Source organism: Rhizobium mongolense USDA 1844 (assembly GCF_000419765.1).
Classification (GTDB): domain Bacteria; phylum Pseudomonadota; class Alphaproteobacteria; order Rhizobiales; family Rhizobiaceae; genus Rhizobium; species Rhizobium mongolense.
In genome coordinates, this window is record NZ_ATTQ01000005.1 from 372,166 (window position 1) to 396,458 (window position 24,293).

27 protein-coding genes and 1 pseudogene are annotated in these 24,293 nt (G+C 60.8%); 15 read left to right on the forward strand and 13 right to left on the reverse strand.

What is annotated here, in order from left to right; all coding sequences use genetic code 11:
* The 4 genes from topA to A3C3_RS0112055 all read right to left on the reverse strand — a co-directional run bounded on the left by topA (position 1) and on the right by A3C3_RS0112055 (position 6,044).
* On the reverse strand, positions 1-2,661 hold the full coding sequence (gene topA / locus A3C3_RS0112040) for a type I DNA topoisomerase (RefSeq protein ID WP_022714857.1): 2,661 nt from the start codon (positions 2,659-2,661) through the stop codon (positions 1-3).
* A 355-nt stretch (positions 2,662-3,016) separates the two neighbouring features.
* Positions 3,017-3,637, reverse strand: a complete 621-nt coding sequence (gene plsY / locus A3C3_RS0112045; RefSeq protein ID WP_022714858.1) for a glycerol-3-phosphate 1-O-acyltransferase PlsY — start codon at positions 3,635-3,637, stop codon at positions 3,017-3,019.
* Between the two features lie 176 nt (positions 3,638-3,813).
* The gene (locus A3C3_RS0112050) at positions 3,814-5,106 is read right to left on the reverse strand and encodes a dihydroorotase (protein WP_022714859.1); all 1,293 of its coding nucleotides are present in this window, start codon (positions 5,104-5,106) and stop codon (positions 3,814-3,816) included.
* Positions 5,103-6,044, reverse strand: a complete 942-nt coding sequence (locus A3C3_RS0112055; RefSeq protein ID WP_022714860.1) for an aspartate carbamoyltransferase catalytic subunit — start codon at positions 6,042-6,044, stop codon at positions 5,103-5,105. Before A3C3_RS0112055 ends, A3C3_RS0112050 begins: the two co-directional genes overlap by 4 nt.
* 178 nt (positions 6,045-6,222) lie before the next feature.
* Here A3C3_RS0112055 and A3C3_RS0112060 point away from each other — a divergent pair, with 178 nt between their 5' ends.
* Positions 6,223-7,872, forward strand: coding sequence for an acyl-CoA dehydrogenase family protein (locus A3C3_RS0112060; protein WP_022714861.1), 1,650 nt, complete (start codon positions 6,223-6,225; stop codon positions 7,870-7,872).
* Here A3C3_RS0112060 and A3C3_RS48555 read toward each other — a convergent pair.
* Complete coding sequence (locus tag A3C3_RS48555) at positions 7,869-8,105, reverse strand: type II toxin-antitoxin system VapB family antitoxin (protein WP_028739585.1); 237 nt, start codon at positions 8,103-8,105, stop codon at positions 7,869-7,871. The two genes, A3C3_RS0112060 and A3C3_RS48555, sit on opposite strands and share 4 nt — an antisense overlap.
* Before the next feature lie 126 nt (positions 8,106-8,231).
* Between A3C3_RS48555 and A3C3_RS0112070 the strand changes: the two genes are divergently transcribed.
* The 3 genes from A3C3_RS0112070 to A3C3_RS0112080 all read left to right on the forward strand — a co-directional run bounded on the left by A3C3_RS0112070 (position 8,232) and on the right by A3C3_RS0112080 (position 9,505).
* Positions 8,232-8,891: a TetR/AcrR family transcriptional regulator gene (locus A3C3_RS0112070; protein WP_022714862.1), complete on the forward strand. Its 660-nt coding sequence runs from the start codon at positions 8,232-8,234 to the stop codon at positions 8,889-8,891.
* A gap of 120 nt (positions 8,892-9,011) precedes the next feature.
* Positions 9,012-9,182: a membrane protein gene (locus A3C3_RS46040; protein ID WP_022714863.1), complete on the forward strand. Its 171-nt coding sequence runs from the start codon at positions 9,012-9,014 to the stop codon at positions 9,180-9,182.
* Complete coding sequence (locus tag A3C3_RS0112080; RefSeq protein WP_022714864.1) at positions 9,179-9,505, forward strand: DUF6105 family protein; 327 nt, start codon at positions 9,179-9,181, stop codon at positions 9,503-9,505. The genes A3C3_RS46040 and A3C3_RS0112080 overlap by 4 nt, the downstream gene beginning before the upstream one ends.
* Here the strand turns inward: A3C3_RS0112080 and ruvX are convergent.
* Positions 9,448-9,936 carry a Holliday junction resolvase RuvX gene (gene ruvX / locus A3C3_RS0112085; RefSeq protein ID WP_022714865.1) on the reverse strand — a complete coding sequence of 163 codons (489 nt, stop codon included), beginning with the start codon at positions 9,934-9,936 and terminating at the stop codon, positions 9,448-9,450. The two genes, A3C3_RS0112080 and ruvX, sit on opposite strands and share 58 nt — an antisense overlap.
* Positions 9,937-10,051: 115 nt before the next feature.
* Here ruvX and A3C3_RS0112090 point away from each other — a divergent pair, with 115 nt between their 5' ends.
* The 4 genes from A3C3_RS0112090 to A3C3_RS0112105 all read left to right on the forward strand — a co-directional run bounded on the left by A3C3_RS0112090 (position 10,052) and on the right by A3C3_RS0112105 (position 13,317).
* Positions 10,052-10,756: a metal-dependent hydrolase gene (locus tag A3C3_RS0112090; RefSeq protein ID WP_022714866.1), complete on the forward strand. Its 705-nt coding sequence runs from the start codon at positions 10,052-10,054 to the stop codon at positions 10,754-10,756.
* A gap of 70 nt (positions 10,757-10,826) precedes the next feature.
* Entirely contained in the window at positions 10,827-11,114 is a 288-nt protein-coding gene (gene gatC / locus A3C3_RS0112095) for an Asp-tRNA(Asn)/Glu-tRNA(Gln) amidotransferase subunit GatC (RefSeq protein WP_022714867.1), read from the forward strand.
* A 52-nt stretch (positions 11,115-11,166) separates the two neighbouring features.
* The gene (gatA, locus tag A3C3_RS0112100) at positions 11,167-12,648 is read left to right on the forward strand and encodes an Asp-tRNA(Asn)/Glu-tRNA(Gln) amidotransferase subunit GatA (RefSeq protein ID WP_022714868.1); all 1,482 of its coding nucleotides are present in this window, start codon (positions 11,167-11,169) and stop codon (positions 12,646-12,648) included.
* Between the two features lie 393 nt (positions 12,649-13,041).
* Positions 13,042-13,317 (forward strand): hypothetical protein, encoded by a 276-nt coding sequence (locus A3C3_RS0112105; protein ID WP_022714869.1) that lies wholly within the window; start codon positions 13,042-13,044, stop codon positions 13,315-13,317.
* A 57-nt stretch (positions 13,318-13,374) separates the two neighbouring features.
* On the opposite strand, the gene A3C3_RS0112110 is transcribed toward A3C3_RS0112105, so the two are convergent.
* The gene (locus tag A3C3_RS0112110; protein WP_022714870.1) at positions 13,375-13,632 is read right to left on the reverse strand and encodes a YjhX family toxin; all 258 of its coding nucleotides are present in this window, start codon (positions 13,630-13,632) and stop codon (positions 13,375-13,377) included.
* Between the two features lie 294 nt (positions 13,633-13,926).
* On the opposite strand from A3C3_RS0112110, the gene A3C3_RS0112120 reads away from it, so the two are divergent.
* From A3C3_RS0112120 to A3C3_RS0112145, 6 genes and pseudogenes are all read left to right on the forward strand, one after another.
* The gene (locus tag A3C3_RS0112120) at positions 13,927-14,442 is read left to right on the forward strand and encodes a GNAT family N-acetyltransferase (protein WP_022714872.1); all 516 of its coding nucleotides are present in this window, start codon (positions 13,927-13,929) and stop codon (positions 14,440-14,442) included.
* Positions 14,443-14,523: 81 nt separating this feature from the next.
* Entirely contained in the window at positions 14,524-16,026 is a 1,503-nt protein-coding gene (gene gatB, locus A3C3_RS0112125; protein ID WP_022714873.1) for an Asp-tRNA(Asn)/Glu-tRNA(Gln) amidotransferase subunit GatB, read from the forward strand.
* A 5-nt stretch (positions 16,027-16,031) separates the two neighbouring features.
* Positions 16,032-16,535 (forward strand): GNAT family N-acetyltransferase, encoded by a 504-nt coding sequence (locus A3C3_RS0112130; protein WP_022714874.1) that lies wholly within the window; start codon positions 16,032-16,034, stop codon positions 16,533-16,535.
* A 61-nt stretch (positions 16,536-16,596) separates the two neighbouring features.
* A pseudogene (locus A3C3_RS38215) lies at positions 16,597-16,776 on the forward strand (GNAT family N-acetyltransferase); the annotation flags it as partial.
* Between the two features lie 103 nt (positions 16,777-16,879).
* A complete protein-coding gene (locus tag A3C3_RS0112140) occupies positions 16,880-17,278 on the forward strand; it encodes an NADH:ubiquinone oxidoreductase subunit NDUFA12 (protein ID WP_022714876.1) in 399 nt (132 codons plus the stop codon).
* Positions 17,279-17,393: 115 nt separating this feature from the next.
* The gene (locus A3C3_RS0112145) at positions 17,394-17,825 is read left to right on the forward strand and encodes a DUF2155 domain-containing protein (protein WP_022714877.1); all 432 of its coding nucleotides are present in this window, start codon (positions 17,394-17,396) and stop codon (positions 17,823-17,825) included.
* A gap of 197 nt (positions 17,826-18,022) precedes the next feature.
* Here the strand turns inward: A3C3_RS0112145 and aat are convergent, their stop codons facing one another.
* The 5 genes from aat to A3C3_RS0112170 all read right to left on the reverse strand — a co-directional run bounded on the left by aat (position 18,023) and on the right by A3C3_RS0112170 (position 21,837).
* A complete protein-coding gene (gene aat, locus A3C3_RS0112150; RefSeq protein ID WP_022714878.1) occupies positions 18,023-18,637 on the reverse strand; it encodes a leucyl/phenylalanyl-tRNA--protein transferase in 615 nt (204 codons plus the stop codon).
* Positions 18,638-18,642: 5 nt separating this feature from the next.
* On the reverse strand, positions 18,643-19,989 hold the full coding sequence (accC, locus tag A3C3_RS0112155; RefSeq protein ID WP_022714879.1) for an acetyl-CoA carboxylase biotin carboxylase subunit: 1,347 nt from the start codon (positions 19,987-19,989) through the stop codon (positions 18,643-18,645).
* Between the two features lie 10 nt (positions 19,990-19,999).
* Positions 20,000-20,476, reverse strand: a complete 477-nt coding sequence (gene accB, locus A3C3_RS0112160; protein WP_022714880.1) for an acetyl-CoA carboxylase biotin carboxyl carrier protein — start codon at positions 20,474-20,476, stop codon at positions 20,000-20,002.
* 20 nt (positions 20,477-20,496) lie between these two features.
* Complete coding sequence (gene aroQ, locus A3C3_RS0112165) at positions 20,497-20,934, reverse strand: type II 3-dehydroquinate dehydratase (protein WP_028739586.1); 438 nt, start codon at positions 20,932-20,934, stop codon at positions 20,497-20,499.
* Between the two features lie 144 nt (positions 20,935-21,078).
* Positions 21,079-21,837 carry a DsbA family protein gene (locus A3C3_RS0112170; RefSeq protein ID WP_022714882.1) on the reverse strand — a complete coding sequence of 253 codons (759 nt, stop codon included), beginning with the start codon at positions 21,835-21,837 and terminating at the stop codon, positions 21,079-21,081.
* A 210-nt stretch (positions 21,838-22,047) separates the two neighbouring features.
* On the opposite strand from A3C3_RS0112170, the gene A3C3_RS0112175 reads away from it, so the two are divergent.
* On the forward strand, positions 22,048-23,205 hold the full coding sequence (locus A3C3_RS0112175) for a pyridoxal phosphate-dependent aminotransferase (protein ID WP_022714883.1): 1,158 nt from the start codon (positions 22,048-22,050) through the stop codon (positions 23,203-23,205).
* Positions 23,206-23,747: 542 nt separating this feature from the next.
* Here A3C3_RS0112175 and A3C3_RS0112180 read toward each other — a convergent pair.
* Complete coding sequence (locus tag A3C3_RS0112180; RefSeq protein WP_145611865.1) at positions 23,748-23,972, reverse strand: hypothetical protein; 225 nt, start codon at positions 23,970-23,972, stop codon at positions 23,748-23,750.
* Between the last annotated feature and the right edge of the window lie 321 nt (positions 23,973-24,293).

Consider the following 24,293-nt stretch of genomic DNA (forward strand, 5'->3'; position numbering starts at 1 on the left):
TCAGCTCTTCTTCGTTTTCGCGGGCGCTTTCGCTTTCGCAGCGGCTTTAGCCTTGGGCTTGGCGGCGCTTTTCGTCGCCTTGCCTTCGGAAGCGGCAGCCTTTGCCTTCGGTTTTGCTCTGCCCTTGGCCGCCGGCGCCTTGCTGGCCTTGGCAGCGATCAGCGCCAGCGCCTCCTCGACCGTGATTGCCTGCGGATCCTTGCCCCTTGGCAGCGTGGCGTTCACCTTGCCCCAGCTCACATAGGGACCATACTTGCCGTCACGAACGGTGATCGCGCCGCCATCCGGATGCTCGCCCAACTCCTTGAGCGCCGCCGGTGTTCCACGTCCGCGGCCGCCCGGGGCCTTGTTCGCCTTCTCGGCAATCAGCGTTACCGCACGGTTGAGGCCGATCGAAAACACGTCCTCGACGCTTTCCAGATTGGCATAGCCGCCGTCATGCAGCAGGAATGGCCCGTAGCGCCCGATACCGGAGGAGATCATCTTGCCGGTTTCCGGATGCTTGCCGATGTCGCGCGGCAGCGAGATCAGCGCCATCGCCTTTTCGTAGTCGATGTTTTCCGGCTTCCAGCCCTTCGGCAGCGAAGCGCGCTTGGCGTCCTTGCCGTCGCCGCGCTGGATGTAAGGACCGAAGCGGCCGGAGCGCAGCGTCAGCTCCTCGCCGGTCACCGGATCGGTGCCGAGGTTCTTCGGTTCGTTTTGTGCCCCACCTTCGGCTTCTGCGCCGTTTTCGGAGGTGAGCTGGCGGGTGTAGTTGCATTCCGGATAGTTCGAGCAGCCGACGAAGGCGCCGTATTTTCCGAGCTTCAGCGACAGGTTGCCGGTACCGCAGACCTGGCAGATGCGCGGATCGCTCCCGTCCTCCCGCTTCGGGAAGACGAGCGGCGCCAGCTGTTCGTTCAGCGAGTCGAGCACATTGGTGACGCGCAGTTCCTTTGTATCCTCGATCTGAGAGAAGAAATCCTTCCAGAAATCGCGAAGCACCTGTTTCCAGTTGAGCTCGCCCGCCGAGATCCGGTCGAGCTTCTCTTCCAGGTCGGCGGTGAAATCGTATTCGACATATTTGGTGAAGAAGCTCTCGAGGAACGCCGTCACCAGCCGTCCTTTGGAATGGGGGATCAGCTTGCGCTTGTCGATCGTCACATATTCGCGGTCGCGAAGCGTTGCGAGCGTCGCGGCATAGGTGGAGGGACGGCCGATGCCGAGCTCTTCCATCTTCTTGATCAGCGTCGCTTCCGAATAGCGCGGCGGCGGTTCGGTGAAATGCTGCGTCGAGTTGATTTTCTGCTTTGCGAGGTTCTCGCGCGCATTGATCTCCGGCAGGCGGCCGCCTTCGTCGCCTTCGTCGCTCTGTTCGCCGTCTTCCTTCTGGTCGGTGTAAGCCGCAATGAAGCCGTCAAACCGGATGACGGATCCGACGGCGCGCAGGCCGGCCTTCTGGCCATTGTTGTCAGCAGTGATTTCGGCCGTCGTGCGCTCGATTTCGGCTGAGGCCATCTGGCTCGCGATGCCGCGCTTCCAGATCAGGTCGTAGAGCTTGATCTGATCGGCATCGAGGAATTTCCGCACGCGGTCAGGCGAACGGTAAAAATCCGTCGGACGGATTGCTTCGTGCGCTTCCTGGGCGTTCTTCGCCTTGGTGGAATAGAAACGGGCCTTCTCCGGCATGTAGCGCTCGCCGAACTGATCGACGATGGCGCGCCGCGCCGCATCGATCGCTTCGGGTGCCATCTGCACGCCATCGGTACGCATATAAGTGATGAGACCGACCGTCTCGCCTCCGATATCAACACCCTCATACAGTCTCTGGGCGATCTGCATCGTGCGTGATGCAGAGAAACCAAGCTTGGAGGAGGCCGCCTGCTGCAGCGTCGAAGTCGTGAACGGCGGTCCCGGGTTTCGCTTGACGGGCCTTGCCTCGACGCTGTCGACGACATAGGCCGCACCGTCGAGCAGGGATTTCAGCTTGCTGGCGTCTTCGCCATTGGAGATCGATCGCGCCTGCAACCGTTTGCCATTGGCTGCAACCAGCTTGGCCTCGAATTCATCCCCGCGCGGCGTCTTCAGGAGGGCCGAGATGTTCCAGTATTCTTCCGAGATGAAGCGCTCGATCTCGGTTTCGCGGTCGCAGACGAGACGCAGCGCGACCGATTGCACGCGGCCGGCCGAACGGGCGCCCGGCAATTTGCGCCATAGTACCGGCGAGAGATTGAAGCCGACGAGGTAATCGAGCGCGCGGCGTGCGAGATAGGCATCGACGAGCGGTACGTCGATGTCCCGGGGCTCGGCCATCGCGTCCAGAACCGCCTTCTTGGTGATGGCGTTGAAGACGACGCGCTTCACCGACTTGCCGTTCAGCACGCGCTTCTTGTTCAGGACGTCGAGCACGTGCCAGGAGATCGCTTCGCCCTCGCGATCCGGGTCGGTTGCGAGGATGAGCCCGTCGGAAGACTTCACCGCATCTGCGATATCCTTCATGCGCTTGGCCGAGGCGCTGTCGACCTCCCAAAGCATTTCGAAGTCCTGGTCAGGAAGAACAGAGCCGTCCTTGGCAGGCAGATCGCGCACATGGCCGAAGGAGGCGAGCACCTTGTATCCGGAGCCCAGATACTTGTTGATCGTCTTGGCCTTGGCAGGCGATTCCACCACTACAACATTCATCATGATTCTCTAAAAAGCTACCGCGCCCGGCGAGGAGAAGAGCGTAATACTTGCCGCTCGAAGATTACCGGCCCTCCGACATGGACAGGGAAATCGTTCCGGTCAAGGGGTTTGCTGAATTTTAGGTGTTACAACGTAATACAACCAAAGAGAGATTAAGAACGCATTGCAAGTCAAGGTGCTAGGGTTATCGTTTTTTCAAGTGCGGCCAGGGCTCCCTGCAAGGCAGCGGTCCGCAAAGTCTGATCGAGATGGCCTATTGTCGAGGCCGGCGAGTTTCACAACCGCATGTAGGAAGCTCAATCGCTGTCGCAAGGGAGATGAGGCAGCCGGGATGCCGGTTGCCGCGTCCATCTTATCCCTTTGCCCCGATCTTGCTCTCCGTCCCACTCATGAGGCGGGAAATGTTGGCCTTGTGCTTGTAATAGGAGATGACCGACATCACGGCCATGACGGCTGCAATCTTCTCGGCCCCTAATATCCACAATGCAACCGGGATGAGAAGCATCGCAACCAGCGCCGACAACGAGGAGTAACGGGTCGTAAAGGCAACCGCGAGCCATACGGCGCCGAAAAGCAGAACCATGATCGGCGCGACGCCAAGCAGCGTGCCGATATAGGTGGCAACGCCTTTGCCGCCCTTGAAGCCGATCCAGACGGGGAAGAGGTGGCCGATGAAGGCAAAGAAGCCGGCAATGATGCCGGCTTCCTCACCAAGGAAATAACCGACGATCCAGGCTGCGGCCGACGCCTTCAATGCATCGAGCAACAGGGTCGCAGCCGCAAGCTTCTTGTTGCCGGTGCGCAGCACATTGGTCGCGCCGATATTGCCGGAGCCGATGCTGCGCACATCGCCGAGCCCCGCCGCCTGCGTCAGGATGAGACCGAACGGGATGGAGCCCAGCAGGTAGCCGATGACGGCCGCTGCGAACGCCAGCGGCAGTGTGATCTGCCAGGTCATCAAGTCAGAGATCATTTACTCCATCCCTTTCGTCCAATGGACTTACTCCTCACCTCAACCCTCTCCCCGCAAGCGGGGCGAGGGAACCTGCACAGCGCACCCTTTGCGAAGGACAAAACGCCGCCGCGAGTGACCTTCACCACGCCTGCGGGGAGAAGGCGCCCGGCGGGGCGGGAGGGACAACTCCCACTTTATTCCAATCCGTAAACCAGCTTGCCCGCGACATAGGTCGCGACAGCCCGTCCGCTGAAGCGCGCATCCTCGAAAGGCGTATTCTTCGAGCGCGAGAGAAGCATGTCTTCCGAGACAAGCCAAGGCTCGTCGAGATCGATCAGCGCGATATCGGCTTTGGCACCCGGCTTTAGCGTGCCGGCTTTCAGGCCGAAGATCTGCGCAGGGCGCGTCGACATCGCATCGATCAGCCGCATCAGACTCACCTGGCCGCTGTGGTAGAGGCGCAGGGCCGCTGCAAGCATCGTCTCAAGACCCACTGCGCCATCAGCCGCTTCGCCGAAAGGCAGGCGTTTGGTATCGACATCCTGCGGATCATGCGAAGAAACGATGATGTCGATTGCGCCTCTCGCCAGCGCATCCACCATCGCCACGCGGTCGTCTTCGGAGCGCAGCGGCGGATAGAGTTTGAAGAAGGTACGGTATTCGCCGATGTCGTTTTCGTTAAGCGTCAGGTTATTGATCGAGATGCCGCAGGTCACCTTGGCGCCGCGGCTCTTTGCAAGCTCGATCGCCTCGACCGACTCCGGTACCGAGATCATCGCCGCATGATACGTGCCGCGCGTCAGCTGTGCGATGCGAAGATCTCGTTCAAGAGGAATGAGTTCCGCTTCCTTCGGAATGCCTCCGAGACCGAGCCAGCTGGCAAGCAATCCTTCATGCATGACGCCGGTGGCGCCGAGATATTTGTCTCGGGTCTCGCAGGAGATGACGGCGCCGAATTCCCGCGCATAGGTCATCACCCGCCGCAGCACCTGCGTGTCGTGAATGCTGGAACGGCCGTCTGTGAAGGCGACGGCGCCGGCTTCCATCAGCAGGCCGATCTCGGTCATCTCCTCGCCGGCCAGATGCTTGGTGATCGCCGCAGCCGGATAGATGTTGACGAGCGCCGTGTCCCGCGCCGTTTTCTTGACGAATTCGACCAGCGCGATGTCATCGATGACAGGATCGGTGTCTGGCATCATGATGATCGAGGTGACGCCTCCTGCGGCCGCCGCCCGGCTCGCCGAAGCGATCGTCTCGCGGTGTTCGGCGCCCGGCTCGCCGATATTGACGCATGCATCGACCAGGCCCGGCGCGGCGACGAGGCCGCTGCAGTCGCGAACCGTGGCCCCTTCCGGCGCCCCCTGGTTCTGCGCATCCTTTCCGGCTGCCGCAATCATGCCGTCCTTGACGATGATCATGCCGATCTCATCGAGATTGCGCGAAGGATCGATGATGCGAACATTCTTGAGAACGATCGAGTTCGTCATGCGCGCGGCCCCCGGTTCTGAGACACAAGCAAAGTCTCCATCACCGCCATGCGCACCGCGACCCCCATTTCCACCTGTTCGGCAATCACGCTCTGGGGTCCATCCGCCACTTCGGATGAGATTTCCACCCCGCGGTTCATCGGTCCCGGATGCATCACCAGCGCGTCGTCCTTGGCAGCTTTCAGAGTCTCCGCATCAAGCCCATAGAAATGGAAATATTCCCGCACCGAAGGCACGAAGGCGCCGGACATCCGCTCGCGCTGGAGGCGCAGCATCATAACCACATCGGCGTCCTTCAGCCCTTCCTTCATCGAGTGGAAGACCTCGACGCCCATCTCCGCGATGCCGGCCGGAAGCAGCGTCGCCGGTGCGACGACACGGACCCGCGCGCCCATGGCATTCAAAAGCAGGATGTTCGAGCGCGCAACCCGCGAATGGAGCACGTCGCCGCAGATGGCCACGATGATGCGCGACAGCCTGCCCTTGGCGCGGCGGATCGTCAGCGCGTCGAGAAGCGCTTGCGTCGGATGTTCGTGCTGTCCGTCGCCGGCATTGACCACCGAGCAGGAGACCTTTTGCGCCAGGAGTGCGGCGGCACCGGCGCTCGAATGGCGGATTACCAGCACGTCCGGCCGCATCGCATTCAGCGTCATCGCCGTATCGATCAGCGTCTCGCCTTTCTTCACCGAGGAATTGCCGACCGACATATTCATGACGTCGGCGCCGAGGCGCTTTCCGGCGAGTTCGAAGGAGGCTTGCGTCCGTGTCGAGGCTTCGAAGAAGAGGTTGATCTGTGTCAGGCCGCGAAGGGTCGATGTCTTCTTCTCGCGCTGCCGGCTGATCTTGACGGCCTCATCCGCCTTGTCGAGCAGGTAGGTGATATCCTGCTCCGTGAGGCCTTTTATGCCGATGAGGTGGCGGTGGGGAAAGAAGACCATGAACCTGCCTCTTGCTGTGTCACGCGCTCTATAATGAGTGGCGCGGTGAGGGGCAAGCATGTGCTGCGGACAAAGGCTTACGTCCCCATGCAATTTTGTCGTAAATCCGCTAGAGCTGAAGCGGAAAAGCTCGAACTTCCGCTTTCCCTTTGCCTGCCTCTTGCACTAGAAGCGACTCATGACATCCGCTGAAGAAAAACTCGCCGAGCTGAACCAGCCAAGTCTCTGGTCCGGCATCAATGCCTACCGGTCCGATCCGCTGATCGTCGACCTGACGGCTGCGCTGCCGCGCGGCACGCGCGAGGACCTGGAAAACATGGGCCGCTACGTGACCTCGCCGGAGGCGCAGGAGCTGGCGCGCATGGCAAACCAGGGCGCGCCGCAGCTTCGCACCCATGGCCCGCGCGGCGAGCGTCTGGATGTCGTCGAGTTTCACCCGGCATGGCACGCACTGATGCGCCGCTCGATGTCCGTCGGCCTGCATTCCTCAGTCTGGGATCCACAAGCCGATGCCGACGCCAAGGATCAGGCGCACAAGATCCGTGCGGCCCGCTTTTACCTGACTGCCCAGCTCGAATCCGGCCACCTTTGCCCGCTGACGATGACGAGCGCTTCGGTTGCAGCACTGTCCGCTTCGCCTGCCGTGCAGAAGGATTGGGCGCCGAAGATCCTCTCGCGCAAATATGATTCGTCGAACAAGCCCGCCATGCAGAAGTCTGCCGTGACAATCGGCATGGGCATGACCGAGAAGCAGGGCGGCACCGACGTCCGCTCCAACAAGAGCACGGCCGAAAAGGTCAGCGAAGGAATTTACCGCCTGTCGGGCCACAAATGGTTCATGTCGGCGCCGATGAGTGATGCCTTCATCATGCTGGCGCAGACGAAGGAAGGCATGGGCTGCTTCCTGGTTCCGCGCCTATTGGAAGACGGTTCGGCCAATGGCCTGCAATTCCAGCGCCTCAAGGACAAGGTCGGCAACCGCTCGAACGCCTCCTCCGAAGTCGAGTTCAGCGACACCTTCGGCTTCCTGCTTGGCGGCCCGGATGCAGGCATCCGCACGATCCTCGACATGGTGACGTTGACGCGTCTTGACTGCGCGCTTGCCTCGTCGGGCATCATGCGTGCCTCGCTTGCCGAAGCCGTGCACCACACCCGCGGCCGTAGCGTCTTCGGCAAGATGCTCGTCAACCAGCCGATCATGACCCGCGTGCTGGCCGATATGGCGCTCGACGTCGCGGCCGCAACGGCTCTGTCCTTCCGCCTCGCGGATGCTTTCGACAAGGCCCGCGGCAATGCGGAAGAGGCTGCTTACGCCCGCGTCATGACGCCGGTTGCGAAATACTGGTGCTGCAAGATCGCGCCGGCGCTGATCTATGAGGCGATGGAATGCATCGGCGGCAGCGGCTACATCGAGGAGCGCCCGATCGCCCGCCACTACCGTGAAGCCCCGGTCAACGCCATCTGGGAAGGCTCCGGCAACGTGATGGCGCTCGATGTGCTGCGTGTGCTGACGCGCGGCAAGGATCTCTTCGAAACGGTGTTCACCGGCCTTGCCCGCGATCTCGGCCCGGCCGGGAAGAAGACGATTGACGTCCTTCGCGCCGCAATGGCGCTCTGCGAACGGGACGAGGGCGCGGCCCGTCTGCTGGTCGAACAGCTTGCGCTCGCCGCCGCCGCTGCCGAGCTCTACCGCCTCGGTGCCGGCCGCATCGCCGATGCCTTCATCGAAACTCGCCTCGCAGGCGGCTGGCGCGCGACCTACGGCATGCTCGATTCCCGCTTCGACGCGACCTACATCGTGGACCTGCTCTATCCGCCGGCAGGTTAGGTCAACGCGCAGCCAAAGGTGCTTGCGCATGGGTTCGAAGTCGCGATCGTGATGCAGCAGGCTGTGACCGCTTCCAGGTTCGTCAATAGCTTTGCGCTGTGCACTGCGCCCCGGATGCGAGCTTGCAGGGCTTCCTCGGCGGTCGCCTCCTTCGGCAGCAAGCCTTTGAGGCGCATTGCCTGTTCCCTTAGCTCGTCGTCAAGATCCACATTGGTCCTGATGTTGGTCCGCATGTGATTTTTGGCCGGCTTACACGTTCGTCCATTTCAAACAATATCCCCAGGCTTTCCGGGCCTGCCCATTGTCGGCAAGCAAAGGCTTCGCTACTCACCGCATAGTGACAGGCTGGGCGATCCGATATGTTGAATGAATCCGCGGTTCTTGAAGCTCTTCCGCAAGCTGCAAGCGAAGCCGAAAAGCGCGTCCGCGACCGCGGTGCGACCGAAAAGGCGATCCTCAGGGCGGCCAAGGCGCTGCTCTCGGAGGAGGGGTTCCAGAATTTCGGCATTAACGCGGTTGCCCGCCGGGCCGGATGCGACAAGCAGCTGATCTATCGCTATTATGGCGGCCTGAACGGCCTTGTCGAAGCGATCGGCTCCGATCTCGGCACCTGGGTCAGGGACCGCATTCCGGAAGATACCGGCGGCATGTTTCTGCTCACCTACGGCGATCTCATGGAGCGCCTGGCGTTGCTTTTCCTCGAGGCGCTTCGCGACGACCCGCTGATGCGCCGCATCGTCGCCTGGGAAGTCTCGGAGAATACGGAGCAGGTGAGGCGGCTTGCCGAATCCCGCTCGAAGGCGCTGTCGCAATGGCTGGAGCGCATGAAGGGCTCGCTGGCGCCGCCGAAGGGCGTCGATGCCGCCGCCGTCAACGCAATTCTCATTGCCGCGATCCAGCACCTCGTGCTCTCGGCTTCGGCAGGCGGCCAGTGTGCAGGCCTTGCGCTGAAGACCGCCAAGGATTGGGAAAAAGCCGCAACCGCTTTGAAGCGCATCGTTCGCGGCGTTTATGGCTGACGCGGCTTCGTGTCATCCACAGGCGGCGACCCGCCCGTTAACCTTAACGAATGGTTTACATTGCACCCTGCGGGTTAACGGGACAGGGTATCGGCAGTCTAAATCTTAGCTGGCGGAATCATGGGAACCAAAGCTGCCAAAGCCATGCTGCTGTTTGCCGCGATGATGTTTTTCGCGGTGCTTGCGCTGGATATCGCCGCGCCTGCACTCGTTTTGAGCGTCATGGCATTGTCGACATGGGCGGTCACTCCCAACGCGTCTTTGAGCCGGCAGGAAGAGGAGACCGCATGAAGTGGTTCCTGGTCTTCTGGTTGGGACCGATCGCCTTACTGGGCGGCTGGTACTGGCTTTCCTACTACGACATGAACTTCGGCATCTTCATGCTGACGCGCCAGGTTCATGACCTGACCTTCCAGATCTACGGCAATGTACTCGGCGTACCGCCGGAAACCATCCCGCCGCTTGTTGCGCGCGCGATCGCTGTCGACAGCCTCATTGTTTTCGCTATCATAGGCTTTCGCAAGCGCAGGAAGCTCATTGCCTGGTGGAAGGCGCGTCAGGCCTCGAGATCGTCCGATCTGGCGAGCAACGAGAGCCTGTCCAGCGCCCCCTGAAGAATGAAGCTTGCGGCGGCCGAATCGATCCGCCCGGCACGTTTGGCGCGCGACACATCCATCTCGATCAGCGCGCGTTCTGCTGCAACCGTCGAAAGCCGCTCGTCCCAATAGACAAAAGGCAGGGCTGTCTTTTGCTCCATGTTGCGCACGAAGGCTCTCGTCGCCTGAACGCGCGGACCGGCCGAGCCATCCATGTTCATCGGCAGCCCGATGACGAAACCGGATACTTTTTCCTTCGCGGCAAAAGCAAGCAGCACTTCGGCGTCAATCGTGAATTTCTGCCGTTTGATGACCGGCCGCGGCGTTGCGAAGCGCCGCCCGAGATCGGACATCGCAAGGCCGATCGTCTTTGTGCCAAGATCGAGCCCGGCGATCGCCTGTCCGGAGCGCAACACAGCCGCTAGTTCCTCGATCGTCAGCACCGTCATCGTCGTTCATCCCGTCAAAAGAAATTGAAGCATTGGCCGCTTTTCTTTGTGGCCATACCGGATATGTCCTTAGCATCCAATTCCGCTTTTGCATCACGTATTGAGGAGCGATTCCATGAAGATCACCTGGCTCGGCCATTCCGCCTTCCGCATCGAGACGAATGCGGCAAAGATACTGATCGACCCGTTTCTCACCCACAATCCGTCTTTCGCCGGTCAGGACATTAAGCAGGTTGCGAGCGGCATCACCCATATCCTCCTGACGCACGGCCATGGCGACCATGTCGGCGATACCATTTCGCTTGCCCGCGAGACGGGAGCCGTTGTGCTCGCCAATGCAGATCTCGCCGCCTGGCTCGGCTCCAAAGGCGTCGAGAGGATCGAGGTGGGCAACACGGGCGGCACGGTTTCGCTCGGAAGTTTCACCGCCACCTTTACCAACGCGCTGCACTCCTCCGCCCAGATCACCGAGGACGGTGTCTCCCATTGTCTCGGCAATCCGAACGGCCTGATGCTGCATTTCGACGACGAGGCGAGCCTGCTCCATATGGGCGATACCGACATCTTCTCCGACATGGCGCTCCTCAATGAACTGCACCAGCCGGACATTGGCATCGTGCCGATCGGCGACCGCTTCACCATGGGCGGTGCCGTCGCAGCACTCGCCTGCCGGCGTTACTTCAACTTCAAGACCGCAATCCCCTGCCACTACGGCACCTTCCCGATCATCGACCAGACGCCGGAAAAATTCGTGTCCGGTATGGAAGGCTCGAAGACGCAAGTGAAGGCGCCGAAGCAGGGCGAGACGCTGTCCCTCTAAAGAAAACGCCGTTGCACTGGGCGGATATGGCCTTTATAGCGGGTGGGAAATTTCCCATTCGGAGAATGCCATGTCCGTCGATCTTGCCACCGTTAAGCGCGTTGCGCACCTTGCCCGTATCGCCGTTTCGGAAGAAGAGGCAAATCGCATGGTCGGCGAGCTGAATGGTATCCTCGGTTTCGTCGAGCAGCTTTCCGAGGTGAATGTCGAAGGCGTCGAGCCGATGACCTCCGTCACGCCGATGGCGATGAAAAAGCGGAAGGACAAGGTCACCGACGGCAGCAAGGCCGAGGACATCGTCGCCAATGCGCCGGTCAGCGACCACAATTTCTTCCTGGTGCCGAAAGTCGTCGAATAAGCCCAGCGCTTTTTCCGACCCCGTTGCCAATTCAAAAATCCGAGCGAACACGATGAGCGAACTCACCAGCCTGACCATTGCCGAATCCCGCGAGAAGCTGCGCGCCAAGGAGATCACCGCGACCGAACTGACGGAAGCCTATATTTCGGCTATCGATGCGGCCAATGCCCGACTGAACGCCTATATCAAAGTCACGCCCGATCTCGCCCGCGTCATGGCGAAGAAATCCGACGAGCGCATCGTCGCAGGCCAGGCCGGCGATCTCGAAGGAATTCCCCTCGGCATCAAGGATCTCTTTGCGACCGTTGGCGTCCACACCCAGGCCTGCAGCCACATCCTCGACGGCTTCGAGCCGCGCTACGAATCGACCGTCACTCAGAACCTTTGGGACGACGGCGCCGTCATGCTCGGCAAGCTGAACATGGACGAGTTCGCCATGGGCTCCTCCAACGAGACCTCGCACTACGGTGCGGTCATCAATCCGTGGCGTGCGGCGGGCTCGAACCAGCAGCTCGTCCCAGGCGGCTCTTCCGGCGGCTCGGCGGCGGCCGTTGCGGCCCATCTTTGCGCCGGCGCCACCGCCACCGACACCGGCGGTTCGATTCGCCAGCCGGCTGCCTTCACCGGCACCGTCGGCATCAAGCCGACCTATGGCCGCTGCTCGCGCTGGGGCACGGTCGCCTTCGCATCCTCGCTCGATCAGGCCGGCCCGATCGCCCGCGACGTGCGCGATGCCGCGATCCTCTTGAAGTCGATGGCAAGTGTCGATGCTAAGGATACGACCTCCGTCGACCTGCCGGTGCCGGATTACGAAGCCTCGCTCGGCAAGTCGCTGAAGGGCATGAAGATTGGCATTCCGAACGAATACCGCGTCGACGGCATGCCGGAAGAAATCGAGATCCTCTGGCAGCAGGGCATCGCCTGGCTGAAGGACGCCGGCGCCGAGATCGTCAACATCTCGCTGCCGCATACCAAATACGCGCTCCCGGCCTATTACATCGTGGCTCCGGCCGAAGCCTCCTCGAACCTCGCCCGCTACGACGGCGTACGCTACGGCTTGCGCGTCGACGGCAAGGATATCGTCGACATGTACGAAAAGACCCGCGCCGCGGGCTTCGGCAAGGAAGTCAAGCGCCGCATCATGATCGGCACCTACGTGCTGTCGGCCGGCTACTACGACGCCTATTACCTGCGCGCCCAGAAGGTCCGCACGCTGATCAAGCGCGACTTCGAACTCGCCTTCGACGCCGGCGTCGACGCTATCCTGACGCCCGCCACCCCGTCCTCGGCCTTCGGCATCGCCGACGAGAACCTCGCCTCCGACCCGGTGAAGATGTACTTGAACGACATCTTCACCGTGACGGTCAACATGGCGGGCCTCCCGGGCATCGCCGTTCCTGCCGGCCTAGACCACAACGGCCTGCCGCTCGGCCTCCAGCTCATCGGCAAACCCTTCGACGAAGAGACCCTCTTCAAGACTGCGCATGTCATCGAACGGGCCGCGGGCAAGTTCACGCCGGTGAAGTGGTGGTAAGGGGCTCACTGCAAGATGACGGCTGCCGATTATGAGGCACGGTCGGTTTCGCGGCATGGAAATCCAGCGGCGAAGGTGAGCCCGGTTTAAATGATCCCGATGCCACGACTATCCTGTCATGGCCAAGGGCGACGTCGCAGTCGCGGAGCGGGCGCCCGCGAGGGCAAGCCTGAGTATATTCCGGCATATGGATCGATCTCGCCTTCGACGGCCTCAAAGCCACGAAAATCCATGCTTGCGCCACCAACCACGGCGCAAGCTGCCTTTGCGAGCGGTCGGGATTTTCAATCGTCTGCGCGATGCAGGACGGGATTTGAGCCTTGGTATCGTTCCAGATAAGATGCATCTAGAGATGGTGCTCAGTCGTCAATCGCTGCGGCGCGAGGAGGCTTCATGGACAAGACAGATCTCGCGCCGTTGATCGAGGCATTCGAGCGTCTCGCGGCCGGCGGTTTTCACATCGGCGCAGACTGGCAGGCCGTGCACGAAATCTGTCAGGCCCACGAGGGTGAAAAGCCCTTCGACTGGGGTCATGGCCTTTGCCATCGCATCGAAGGCGACGACTGGAATGCTGATTACTGGTACCGACGCGCGGGTAAGAAGCGCGCCGCCGGTACCGTGGCTGAAGAGTGGTCGGCGATGAAGGCCGAGCTTTCGACGCAGCTCTGACATCGCCCCCAGGGCCGCGCGCCGATCACGACACGCGGCTTGGATGATGCTACGAAACTATCGATTATCCTGCTCGGCTCTTACCAGCACCAAACCTCGCTCCGTGATGCGGTAGGGCTTACCGCTCGAAGATTTGATCGCCTTCTTCTGTTTGAGTTTGCGGAAGGTGATCAGGTCAACGCCGGAGAACACCCAGCCTTCGCGGGTATAGAGCCGTAGCTTTTCGATCTTTTTCTTTTCGTCGCGGGTGATTTCGATGCGGCCGCCCTGGGCCAATAGGTGCAGGATGCGCTGCTCCGTGCGGGAAATGTCCATTTGAATGTTGATCCGGTCTTCGCGCCGAAAAGGCGCGTAAAAAAACGATCCGGCGTTCGAGGGCGAGCGTCGGGGCTTCGTTTTTTCTGGCCCATGCGCGCAAGCAGGCTTGCAGGCAGGGCCTTTACCGGGTCTGAGAATGGCTCAACATAAGGACTTGGTAGCTCGCCTCGAACAGGAGGTCAAGCAGGCGCCGGGCTTCCGAAAATCGGCTGATAACGATGGCGCGAGCGCGCAAATCATTGGATAAACCACCGATTCGGTGTTCTACTGAAAGCGTTGAGCGGAGGTGCCATGATCCACATTCGCAATGCCCGCGAGGGCGAAGCGGACCTTTTGAGTGAGATCGGCCTCAGAGCCTGGCAAAAGGCGATGACGGCAATGGGCGAGTCGGACGCGCTGCTGGATGCGGCGCGCAGTGCCTTCGTCAATTTTACGCTAGGCACATGGCTGACGATCACGGTGATCGAGCTCAACGGTATCGTTGCCGGCTGGGCGGCGCGCGAACACCTGGACGAGACAATATCCGATTTCTGGATCGATCCGGCCTATACCCGCCAGGGCCTCGGCTCGGCGCTTCTCGAAGAGATCGAAAAGGACATAGCCGAGCAGGGTTTCGCGAAGGCGGCAATGCAGACGCATTCGGGAAATACCGAGGCGATCAGCTTTTTCCAGAAGCACGGTTACGCCATCCACTGGCTTTCAATCGCCTATAATCCGAAGCTCGACCGCGACGTACCATCGGTCGGATTGGCGAAGGACCTCGAAACCGAGGGCGACGGCAGCTACGGGCCTGGCTCTAGCTTCTGACTGACGCGCCGAAAGCCTTGCACCGGCAAACCATTTCCGTTACCTCACCAGTTGAAAAGAACAGCCTCCAAAGAGCATCAAATGACCATTGTCGACGTTCGCACGCCTGATCCGAAACGCTTCATTCCCGGCGCCACCGGCGATTGGGAAGTCATCATCGGCATGGAAGTCCATGCGCAGGTGCTGTCGAATGCGAAGCTCTTCTCCGGCGCCTCGACGGAATTCGGCAAGCCGCAGAATTCGAACGTCTCGCTCGTCGATGCCGCCATGCCCGGCATGCTGCCGGTCATCAACGAGGAATGCGTCAAGCAGGCGGTGCGCACCGGCCTCGGTCTGAAGGCTCAGATCAACAAGCGTTCGGTCTTCGACCGCAAGAACTATTTCTATCCCGACCTGCCACAGGGCTATCAGATCTCGCAGTACAAGGATCCGATCGTCGGCGAGGGCACGATCGTCATTTCGCTTGGTCCTGACCGCCAAGGCCAGTTCGAGGATATCGAGATCGGCATCGAGCGCCTGCATCTGGAACAGGATGCCGGCAAGTCGATGCACGACCAGCATGCGACGATGTCCTACGTCGACCTCAACCGTTCCGGCGTCGCGCTGATGGAAATCGTCTCGAAGCCCGATATGCGCTCGTCGGACGAGGCGAAGGCCTACATGACGAAGCTGCGTTCGATCGTGCGGTATCTCGGCACCTGCGACGGCAACATGGACGAGGGCTCGATGCGCGCCGACGTCAACGTCTCCGTCCGCCGCCCCGGCGAGCCCTTCGGCACGCGCTGCGAGATCAAGAACGTCAACTCCATCCGCTTTATCGGCCAGGCGATCGAATATGAAGCCCGCCGCCAGATTGGCATCCTGGAGGACGGCGGTACGATCGATCAGGAAACCCGCCTGTTCGACGCGAACAAGGGCGAAACGCGCTCCATGCGTTCCAAGGAAGAAGCGCATGATTATCGCTACTTCCCCGATCCGGACCTGCTACCGCTCGAATTCGACGATGGCTTCATCAAGGATCTTGCAGCCCACCTGCCGGAGCTGCCGGACGACAAGAAGGAGCGCTTCGTCCGCGAACTCGGTCTTTCGGTCTACGACGCTTCGGTGCTGGTCTCCGAAAAGGCGATTGCCGATTATTTCGAAGCCGTGGCCGAAGGCCGCGACGGCAAGACGGCTGCAAACTGGGTCATCAACGACCTGCTCGGCGCCTTGAACAGGACCGGCAAGGACATCGAAGAGACGCCGGTTTCGCCGGCTCAGCTGGGCGCGATCATCGATCTCATCAAGGCCGAGACCATCTCCGGCAAGATTGCCAAGGACCTCTTCGAGATCGTGCTCAACGAAGGCGGCGATCCGGTTGAGATCGTCGAAGCCCGCGGCATGAAACAGGTGACCGATACCGGCGCCATCGAAAAGGCCGTCGACGAGATCATTGCCGCCAACCCAGATCAGGTGGCCAAGGTTCAGGCAAAGCCGACGCTTGCCGGCTGGTTCGTCGGCCAGGTGATGAAGGCAACCGGCGGCAAGGCCAATCCGCAGGCCGTCCAGGCGCTTGTCAAGGCCAAGCTCGGAATCGAGGAGTAAGGGCCGTGTATTTCGTGCGCACGGCAAGCGAGCGGGACCTCGACAAGGTCCGCGTCCTGCTGGTCGAGGCGTTTCGTTCCGCCTATGCCGATCTCTACGGCGAGGCGAAGGTGAGCGAGCTGATCGCGCACCTGTTTTCTCCGGCAGCGCTCCAGGCGCGGCTGGCGAAGAAGAACGCGGAATTCCTCGTCGCCGACAACGGCAAGGCCGTGGGCGGCATAGGCTATGCCGCCATGTCGGACGAGATGACGAAGACGGTTATGCTGCATCTGCTTTACGTGCGGCCGTCGCTGCATCGCCAGGGCATCGGACGCGAAATCTTTGCCGAGCTCGAGACCTGCTTTCCGGATGCAGAGATCATGCGTCTCGAGGTCGAGCCAAGGAACGAAAAGGCGATCGCCTTTTATCACGCGCACGGATTTACCGATGCCGGCCGCAACGAAAACGACGGACCGGGCCAATCCGGGATCGCGACGCTGATCCTCGAAAAGCCGCTCGAACGCCGTTGAACCGGCACCGATGGCCAAAGTTGAGATCCGCGAAGCACGCCAAGGCGGCCTTTGAGACGGCGACATGCGTGGCAACGGAATTGGTCTGCAGATGATCGAATTCTACGTCGGCGAGGCAAAAAGCCGCGGCCTTTCGCATGTGCAACTGATCTCCAACGCCAAGCGCCGGGATGCGCACCGTTTCTACGAGCGCCTCAGTTTCAATCCGTCGCGTTTGGGCTTCAAGATGGCCCTGAAATGAGGTTTGGCCCGATGGGAATCGCTGGACAATCCAGCGTTCCGGCGGCATAAGCGAAGGAACGAATTCCAGTCCCGCTCGCCTTCGGCAAGCACAAGGAAAAGACATGAAGAACCTTCTTTTGCAAATCTTCACCTGGTGGAACGGCCAGACGTTGGGCACGCGTTTTGCGACCTGGCGTTTTGGCAAGCGCGTCGGTGAGGATGAATTCGGCAACGTCTACTATGAAGGCGGCATGTCCTCCTACGGCCTGCCGAAGCGCTGGGTGATCTACAAGGGATATGCCGAAGCCTCCGCCATCCCCCCGGGCTGGCACGGCTGGATGCACCACCGCACCGATGTTCCGCCGTCGAAGGAAAACTACGTCGCCAAGGAATGGCAGAAGGCGCACCGTCCCAACCTCACCGGCTCTGCGCAGGCTTACCGCCCGCCGGGCTCGCTTGCCGTTGCCGGCGAACGCCCGCGGGTGACCGGCGACTACGACGCCTGGACGCCCGGCACCTGATATCGCTCTGCCAAGCGAGCCGTCCGGCCCCGCTTTTGGCCACAATTGACCTTTACCCGCAGATTGGTCGCAGGAGCTGCGGTCTTGATCTGAAATGCGCTGGAGACGGGTAGATATGAAGCTTTTCACGCGGAATCATGTCCTGCGTGCTGCCGGGTTTGCCCTGGCGCTTGGTTCTTCCTTCTTGCCGCAGGCGGCGTCTGCCGCACGCATCGACAATCCCGTTGCCGTCTTCTCCGGCCTCGACAAAATCACCGGCCGCATCACCACCTTCGATGTCTATGTCAACGAGACCGTGCAGTTCGGCGCACTTCAGGTTACGCCGAAGGCCTGCTATTCGCGCGACCAGGCGGAAGCCCAGAAGATCGACGGTTTCGTCGAAGTCGACGAGATCACCCTCGACCGAAAGATTCGCCGCATCTTCACCGGCTGGATGTTCGCAGACAGCCCCGGCCTCAACGCTGTGGAACACCCGATTTACGACGTCTGGCTGAAGGACTGCAAGGCGCAGTCCGAGGTGCCGGCGCCCGAAGGCGCGGCGAAGTAGCGTCCCATATCGTATAGCAGCGTCGTGGCCATCCCCGTCCTTCGAGGCTACGGCGTGTCGGCTTGCGCCTCAGGATGAGGATGGGGCAGCACCGATATTTGCCAAGCGCCGACGCGTTAAGAAGCCCTCACGCCGGGGCGGGAGCGAAGCGACCCTCGAAGGCGGGGCGGGCGCGGCAAAGACGCTTGCCGCAGGCCTCAAAATGTCAGGTGCGGTGAATCCATCGCCGCGGCGAGCATGACCGCATAGTCGTCCTTGGGCACGTCGATGGCGCCGAAGGTCTTCAGATGCTCGGTGGTGAATTGCGTGTCGAGCAGGGTGAAGTCCCTGTCGCGCAGACGCGCGACCAGATGAACGAGACAGATCTTGGAGGCGTCGGTGCGGCGGGAGAACATGCTCTCGCCGAAGAACGCGGAACCGAGCGAGACGCCATAGAGACCGCCGACCAATTGATCGTCGTGCCATGCTTCGACGGAATGGGCATGGCCCATGCGGTGGAGCGTCGAATAGAGTGACCTGATCGTATGGTTTATCCAGGTGCTCGGCCGGTCGGAGGTCGCCTCGGCACAGGCCGCGATCACGGCGTCGAAATCATGATCAAAGCGGATATCGAAGGGCTGCCTGCGAATAGTCTTCGCAAGGCTTTTCGAGACATGGAAGTTGTCGAGCGGCAGCACGCCGCGAAGCTCCGGCTCGACCCAGAAGATTTCCGGATCGTCGGCGGATTCGGCCATCGGGAAGAGGCCGATGGAATAGGCGCGCAGGAGAATCTCCGGGGTAATGCCTGGGGACTTCCTGCGCGAGCCTGCCATTTCCGTTATGCCGGATGGTTGGCCAGGTAGTGTTCCAGCCAGTGGATATCATAGTCGCCGTTGGCGATATCCTGATTGGACACGAGATCCTGGAACAGTGGTAGCGTCGTCTTGATGCCGTCGACGACGAATTCGTCAAGAGCACGGCGCAGACGCATCATGCATTCGACGCGGGTACGTCCATGCACGATGAGCTTGCCGATGAGGCTATCATAGTAGGGCGGGATCTTGTAGCCCTGATAGGCACCGCTATCGATGCGCACACCGAGGCCGCCGGGCGCATGAAAATGCGTGATCGTGCCGGGCGAGGGCACGAAAGTGCGCGGGTCCTCGGCATTGATGCGGCATTCGATGGCGTGACCCTCGAAGGTGACCTCTTCCTGCGTGACAGAGAGGCCGCGGCCGGAGGCGACGCGGATCTGCTCGTGCACGAGATCGATGCCGGTGATCGCTTCGGTGATCGGATGCTCCACCTGCAGGCGGGTGTTCATTTCGATGAAATAGAATTCGCCGTTTTCGTAGAGGAATTCGATCGTGCCGGCGCCGCGATACTTCAACTTCTTCATGGCGTCGGCGCAGATCTGGCCGATCTTCATGCGCTGCTCGACGTTGAGTGCCGGAGAGTTTGCCTCTTCCCAGACCTTTTGGTGACGGCGCTGCAGCGAGCAGTCACGTTCGCCAAGGTGGATCGCATTGCCTTCACCGTCGCCAAACACCTGGATTTCGATGTGGCGCGGCTTGCCGAGGTACTTTTCCATGTAGACGGCGTCGTTGCCGAAGGCTGCCGCCGCTTCCGCGCGTGCCGTCGACCAAGCCTCGATGAGGTTGGCCTCGGATTTCGCGACCTTCATGCCGCGGCCGCCGCCGCCTGCCGTTGCCTTGATGAGCACCGGATAGCCGATCAAGGCTGCCGTCTTGATCGCATCTTCCTCGGTCTTCACTTCGCCGTCCGAGCCTGGAACAACCGGGATGCCGAGCTCCAGCGCGGTCGTCTTTGCGGTGATCTTGTCGCCCATGATGCGGATATGGTCTGCCGTCGGACCGATGAAGGTGATGTCGTGGGCATCGAGGATGTCCGCGAACTTGGCATTTTCCGAAAGGAAGCCATAGCCCGGATGCACCGCATCCGCACCGGTGATTTCGCAGGCGGCAACGATCTGATGGATGTTCAGATAGCTATCGCGCGAGGGGGGCGGGCCAATGCAGACGCTCTCGTCGGCAAGGCGCACATGCATGGCATCGGCATCGGCGGTGGAGTGAACCACGACGCAGGGAATGCCGAGCTCCTTGCAGGCGCGCAGCACGCGCAGTGCGATTTCCCCGCGATTGGCTATGAGGATTTTGGAGACCATGACGCCTGCCTTATTCGATGACGACGAGGAGTTGGCCGTATTCGACGGGCTGACCATCCTCGACGAGGATCTCCGTGACCTTACCGGACTTCGGCGATGGGATCTGGTTCATCGTCTTCATTGCTTCGATGATGAGAAGCGTTTGGCCTTCCTTGACGGTCGCGCCGACTTCGATGAAGGCACGGGCGCCGGGAGCCGGAGCCATGTAGACAGTTCCGACCATCGGCGCGTTGACGGTGTTGGCCGGGTTGCGCACTGCGGCGGCCGGAGCAGCGGGAGCAGGCTGCGGTGCGGCTGCGGAAGACGCGGCTGCAGCATAGGCAGGAACACCAATCGGCGCCTGGACATAATGCGTGTTGCCGGCGCGCGAGACGCGGATACGCAGATCGTCCTGCTCGACCTCGATCTCAGTCAGGTCCGTGTCGTTGAGGATGTTTGCGAGATCGCGGATCAGCGCCTGGTCGATACCTTTTTTCGTCTCAGCCATGAGTGTGCCCTGTCTTCTTCTTATGCCGTGAGGTTCTTCAGCGCGTGGAGCGCCAGGATATAGCTATGGGGGCCAAAACCGCAGATGACACCCTTCACAGCGGGCGCAATCAACGACTTGTGGCGAAATTCTTCGCGAGCGTGAACGTTGGTGATATGGAGTTCCACCACCGGAATGGAAATAGCGCGGATTGCATCGTGCAGCGCGAGCGAGGTATGCGTATAGGCGCCGGCATTGAGCATGACGCCCGCCGCCTTGTTGTTTGCCTCGTGGAGCCAGTCGATGAGCACGCCTTCATGATTGCTCTGGCGGAAGTCGATCTCCAAGCCGAGCTCGCTGCCCGCCGCCTTGCAATCCGTCTCGATATCCGCGAGCGTCTTTCCGCCGTATATGCCGGGCTCTCTGGTGCCCAGCAAATTCAGGTTAGGTCCGTTCAGGACGAAAATGGTCTGCGTCATCGAATGATCCGTCAAAAGCACGAGGGCCACCTATAGACTCCCCATGCCTTGATTGAAAGCCCTTTGGGGAAGGCAGCCGGAATCGTGCCATATTTGTCCACATGGCTGAAACACTTGGATTTTGGCGAATTGATGGGCGGGGCCTCAGCAGCTCGTCTTGCCGCAGGTGCGCATGTTCTTGACCTTGGCCTCAAGGTCCTCGAAGCCGACCGCGCCCTGCACCAGCTCGTTGCCGATCACGTAGGACGGCGTGCCGGTGATGCCGAGGTCCTGGGCAAGCTGATAGGTCTTCTGAACGCTCTCGTCACTCGGGCTGTTCTTCATCTCCGCGAGGATCTGCTCCTTGCTGACGCCGAGCGATTCCGCAACGCCGAGAGCCTTCTCCTCATCAGCCCGTCCACCGCTGCCGAGCAGGGCGATGTGGAACTCGCCGTATTTTTCAGGCGCGAGCTTGCGGAAGGCGTCTGAGACCTTGTGGGCGGCGGCCGATTCCGGCCCGAGGATCGGAAGTTCCTTCAGCACGAAACGGACGTTCTTGTCTTTTTCGAGCATGGTCTGCATGTCGGAAAGAGCGTGGCGGCAATAACCGCAATTGTAGTCGAAGAACTCGACGATCGTCACATCGGCCTTCGGATTGCCGATGGCCGCGTCGTATTTCGCGTCGAAGATTTCCTTCTCGTTGTCTTCGATCGCCCTGTTGGCTTTCACGAGGCGAGCCTCTTCCTGCTTCTTCTGCAGGGCATTCTGAACGTCAATCATGATCTCGGGATTCTGGATCAGGTATTCCTTGATGAACGCGCCGAACTCCTTCTTCTGCGCATCATCGAGGGCTGCCGCCGGAAGGGGCAGGGCAACGCTCGCTGCGAGCGCAAGGGCGGTGAAGGCTTTCGGGAAGAAGGTCATTTTATCCTCGTCTACGGCGGATGGGGCGCGATATTTGCTGCATCTTATCATCGCCGTGTTAACAGGTAGAACTGCGAAGCACCAAATTACGGCGCATGGTCCCGTCCTCAAACAGGATTTTTCGCAGGCGCGACGCAATCGCGGGATTGTGATGACCCGATTATTGCGGCAATTGTCTGGCCGCAAGTGAACTTCCGGAGATATGCAGCCTTGTTTTCCATATCGAGACGCAGCGAAGTCGAACCCTTCCACGCCATGGACGTGCTCGCCGAGGCGACCAGACGGCGCGCAAGCGGTCATCCGGTCATTTCGATGGCGGTCGGCCAGCCTTCCCATCCAGCCCCGCAGGCAGCGCTCGATGCGGCACGCGCAGCGCTCGCCAAGGGCAGGATCGGCTATACCGACGCCCTCGGCACCGCACGGCTGAAGCAAGCGCTCGCTGTGCATTACCGCGACCGGCACGGGCTTGACATCGACCCGCTGCGGATCGCCGTCACCACCGGCTCGTCTGCGGCTTTCAACCTTGCCTTTCTTTCGCTCTTCGATGCCGGCGATGCCGTGGCGATCGCCAGGCCCGGCTATCCGGCCTATCGCAACATCCTCGGCGCGCTCGGCTTGAAGATTATTGAAGTGCCGGTGACGGCCGAGACGCATTTCACGCTGACGCCGGAAAGCCTGGAGGCGGCGCAGCGGGAAGGCGGCGTCAGGCTGAAAGGCGTGCTGCTCGCAAGCCCGGCCAATCCGACGGGCACGGTGACGGGCAGGGCGGCGCTAAAGGCGCTCGCCGATTATTGCGCCGCCAACTCGATCGCCTTCATCTCCGACGAAATCTACCACGGGCTGACATTCGCCGGCGAGGAGACGAGTGCGTTGGAGCTAGCCGGCGAGGCGATCGTCATCAACTCCTTCTCGAAATATTATTGCATGACCGGCTGGCGCATCGGCTGGATGGTGCTGCCGGAGCGTCTGGTCCGGCCGATCGAGCGCGTGGCGCAAAGCCTCTACATCTCGCCGCCGGAGCTTTCCCAGATCGCCGCGACGGCGGCGCTCAACGCAACGGCGGAGCTCGATGTCTATAGGGCAAGCTATGCCAGGAACCGCGATTTCCTGATACGGCGTCTTCCCGAGATCGGGCTTTCGATCGCTTCGCCCATGGACGGCGCCTTCTATGCCTATGTCGACGTCACCCGCTTCACAAATGACAGCATGGCCTTCGCCAAACGCATGCTGGCGGAAATCGATGTCGCCGCCACGCCCGGTTTTGACTTCGATCCCTTGGAGGGAAACCGGACGATGCGCATGTCCTATGCGGGCTCCGAGGCGGAGATCGCCGAGGCGGTGGAGCGCATTGCCGTCTGGCTGAAATAGAGTCTGATTTCCGATGCTTGCCGAGGATTTCGAAAGGATTTTTGAAAGGACTTGAATCAAAATATTCGCAATCATGGTCTCGCGTTCACGCGCTGGGCTTCACCCGTGTTTTGCGTCTCGCGTTCCACTCGGACGGGGCGGTGGAATTTGCCGCGTTGAAGTGAAGTATATGGCGCTTTCCACCGCCCGTTCGCCCGTTCGGCGGCTTTTATCGGCAACTCGCTCTCTCTGCTCTAATACCGCCGCCTCCTTGCGGCGCAAGGCTTTGCGATGAGCGGCCGCACTTTCCTTTCCTTGCGGAAGGCCCCGTGCCAGCCGCCGGGGTCCGTCTGTGTGCCTCACAGGAATGTCCGGTAACGCCAGGCCGACATTTTCTGCCCGACCGCCGCCCGGAGGGGATCATTTCTGCGGGTGGCGCTCCCTCACCAATAAAATCTAAGCCTGGCCGAGGGCAAAGGGCAAGATTTTTTACCTCTCCCACCAGGTTCTTTACCTCTCCCATGAGGGGAGCGGCAGGGCGTCGAGACGTCAGGCGACGCCCCTTAATGCCAAGCTGGTGTTGACAATAGGGTGGCCGGACGCACTCCGCCGCCCATCCGAACTCGCTGCTGCGCGCTCAGGAGAAACAAGCTCGCCGCAAGCTCAACGGCTTCTTCGAATATCTGCCCGTCACCCACGATCGCATCCAGCGACATGCCCATATGATGCTCGGCGGCAGTCGTGAGAATAACGCTCGCACCTGCCATTGCGCATTCGAGAATTGGCAACTGGTTATTGCCTTGAACAGCCGGCAGGAGCCTCTAAACCCGACCGCTAATCACCATTATAAGCGAAAATAGCAGCAGCGCAGCCGCGATCGGCGTAACGGCATCGTTATACCAAAGCAGCTTGCTGGCTTGATACATAGGACCGTGTTTTTGAAAAATGCGTCGGCGCAGGCCAATACAAATACTGTAAATGCCAACAGCCGATACGGCCAAATAGATTGAATCACTTTCCGACACCTCCCCCGATCAGAGAATGTTTATGAAGGAAATGTGACAGCGGCAATCGAAGTTTGCATCAATCAACAAGGTAAATAAGGCAAT

Coding starts and splice junctions, on each gene's coding strand:
- topA (WP_022714857.1), bottom strand. CDS start 2,661: ATGAATGTTGTAGTGGTGGAATCGCCTGCCAAGGCCAAGACGATCAAC.
- plsY (WP_022714858.1), bottom strand. CDS start 3,637: ATGATCTCTGACTTGATGACCTGGCAGATCACACTGCCGCTGGCGTTC.
- A3C3_RS0112050 (WP_022714859.1), bottom strand. CDS start 5,106: ATGACGAACTCGATCGTTCTCAAGAATGTTCGCATCATCGATCCTTCG.
- A3C3_RS0112055 (WP_022714860.1), bottom strand. CDS start 6,044: ATGGTCTTCTTTCCCCACCGCCACCTCATCGGCATAAAAGGCCTCACG.
- A3C3_RS0112060 (WP_022714861.1), top strand. CDS start 6,223: ATGACATCCGCTGAAGAAAAACTCGCCGAGCTGAACCAGCCAAGTCTC.
- A3C3_RS48555 (WP_028739585.1), bottom strand. CDS start 8,105: ATGCGGACCAACATCAGGACCAATGTGGATCTTGACGACGAGCTAAGG.
- A3C3_RS0112070 (WP_022714862.1), top strand. CDS start 8,232: ATGTTGAATGAATCCGCGGTTCTTGAAGCTCTTCCGCAAGCTGCAAGC.
- A3C3_RS46040 (WP_022714863.1), top strand. CDS start 9,012: ATGGGAACCAAAGCTGCCAAAGCCATGCTGCTGTTTGCCGCGATGATG.
- A3C3_RS0112080 (WP_022714864.1), top strand. CDS start 9,179: ATGAAGTGGTTCCTGGTCTTCTGGTTGGGACCGATCGCCTTACTGGGC.
- ruvX (WP_022714865.1), bottom strand. CDS start 9,936: ATGACGGTGCTGACGATCGAGGAACTAGCGGCTGTGTTGCGCTCCGGA.
- A3C3_RS0112090 (WP_022714866.1), top strand. CDS start 10,052: ATGAAGATCACCTGGCTCGGCCATTCCGCCTTCCGCATCGAGACGAAT.
- gatC (WP_022714867.1), top strand. CDS start 10,827: ATGTCCGTCGATCTTGCCACCGTTAAGCGCGTTGCGCACCTTGCCCGT.
- gatA (WP_022714868.1), top strand. CDS start 11,167: ATGAGCGAACTCACCAGCCTGACCATTGCCGAATCCCGCGAGAAGCTG.
- A3C3_RS0112105 (WP_022714869.1), top strand. CDS start 13,042: ATGGACAAGACAGATCTCGCGCCGTTGATCGAGGCATTCGAGCGTCTC.
- A3C3_RS0112110 (WP_022714870.1), bottom strand. CDS start 13,632: ATGGACATTTCCCGCACGGAGCAGCGCATCCTGCACCTATTGGCCCAG.
- A3C3_RS0112120 (WP_022714872.1), top strand. CDS start 13,927: ATGATCCACATTCGCAATGCCCGCGAGGGCGAAGCGGACCTTTTGAGT.
- gatB (WP_022714873.1), top strand. CDS start 14,524: ATGACCATTGTCGACGTTCGCACGCCTGATCCGAAACGCTTCATTCCC.
- A3C3_RS0112140 (WP_022714876.1), top strand. CDS start 16,880: ATGAAGAACCTTCTTTTGCAAATCTTCACCTGGTGGAACGGCCAGACG.
- A3C3_RS0112145 (WP_022714877.1), top strand. CDS start 17,394: ATGAAGCTTTTCACGCGGAATCATGTCCTGCGTGCTGCCGGGTTTGCC.
- aat (WP_022714878.1), bottom strand. CDS start 18,637: ATGGCAGGCTCGCGCAGGAAGTCCCCAGGCATTACCCCGGAGATTCTC.
- accC (WP_022714879.1), bottom strand. CDS start 19,989: ATGGTCTCCAAAATCCTCATAGCCAATCGCGGGGAAATCGCACTGCGC.
- accB (WP_022714880.1), bottom strand. CDS start 20,476: ATGGCTGAGACGAAAAAAGGTATCGACCAGGCGCTGATCCGCGATCTC.
- aroQ (WP_028739586.1), bottom strand. CDS start 20,934: ATGACGCAGACCATTTTCGTCCTGAACGGACCTAACCTGAATTTGCTG.
- A3C3_RS0112170 (WP_022714882.1), bottom strand. CDS start 21,837: ATGACCTTCTTCCCGAAAGCCTTCACCGCCCTTGCGCTCGCAGCGAGC.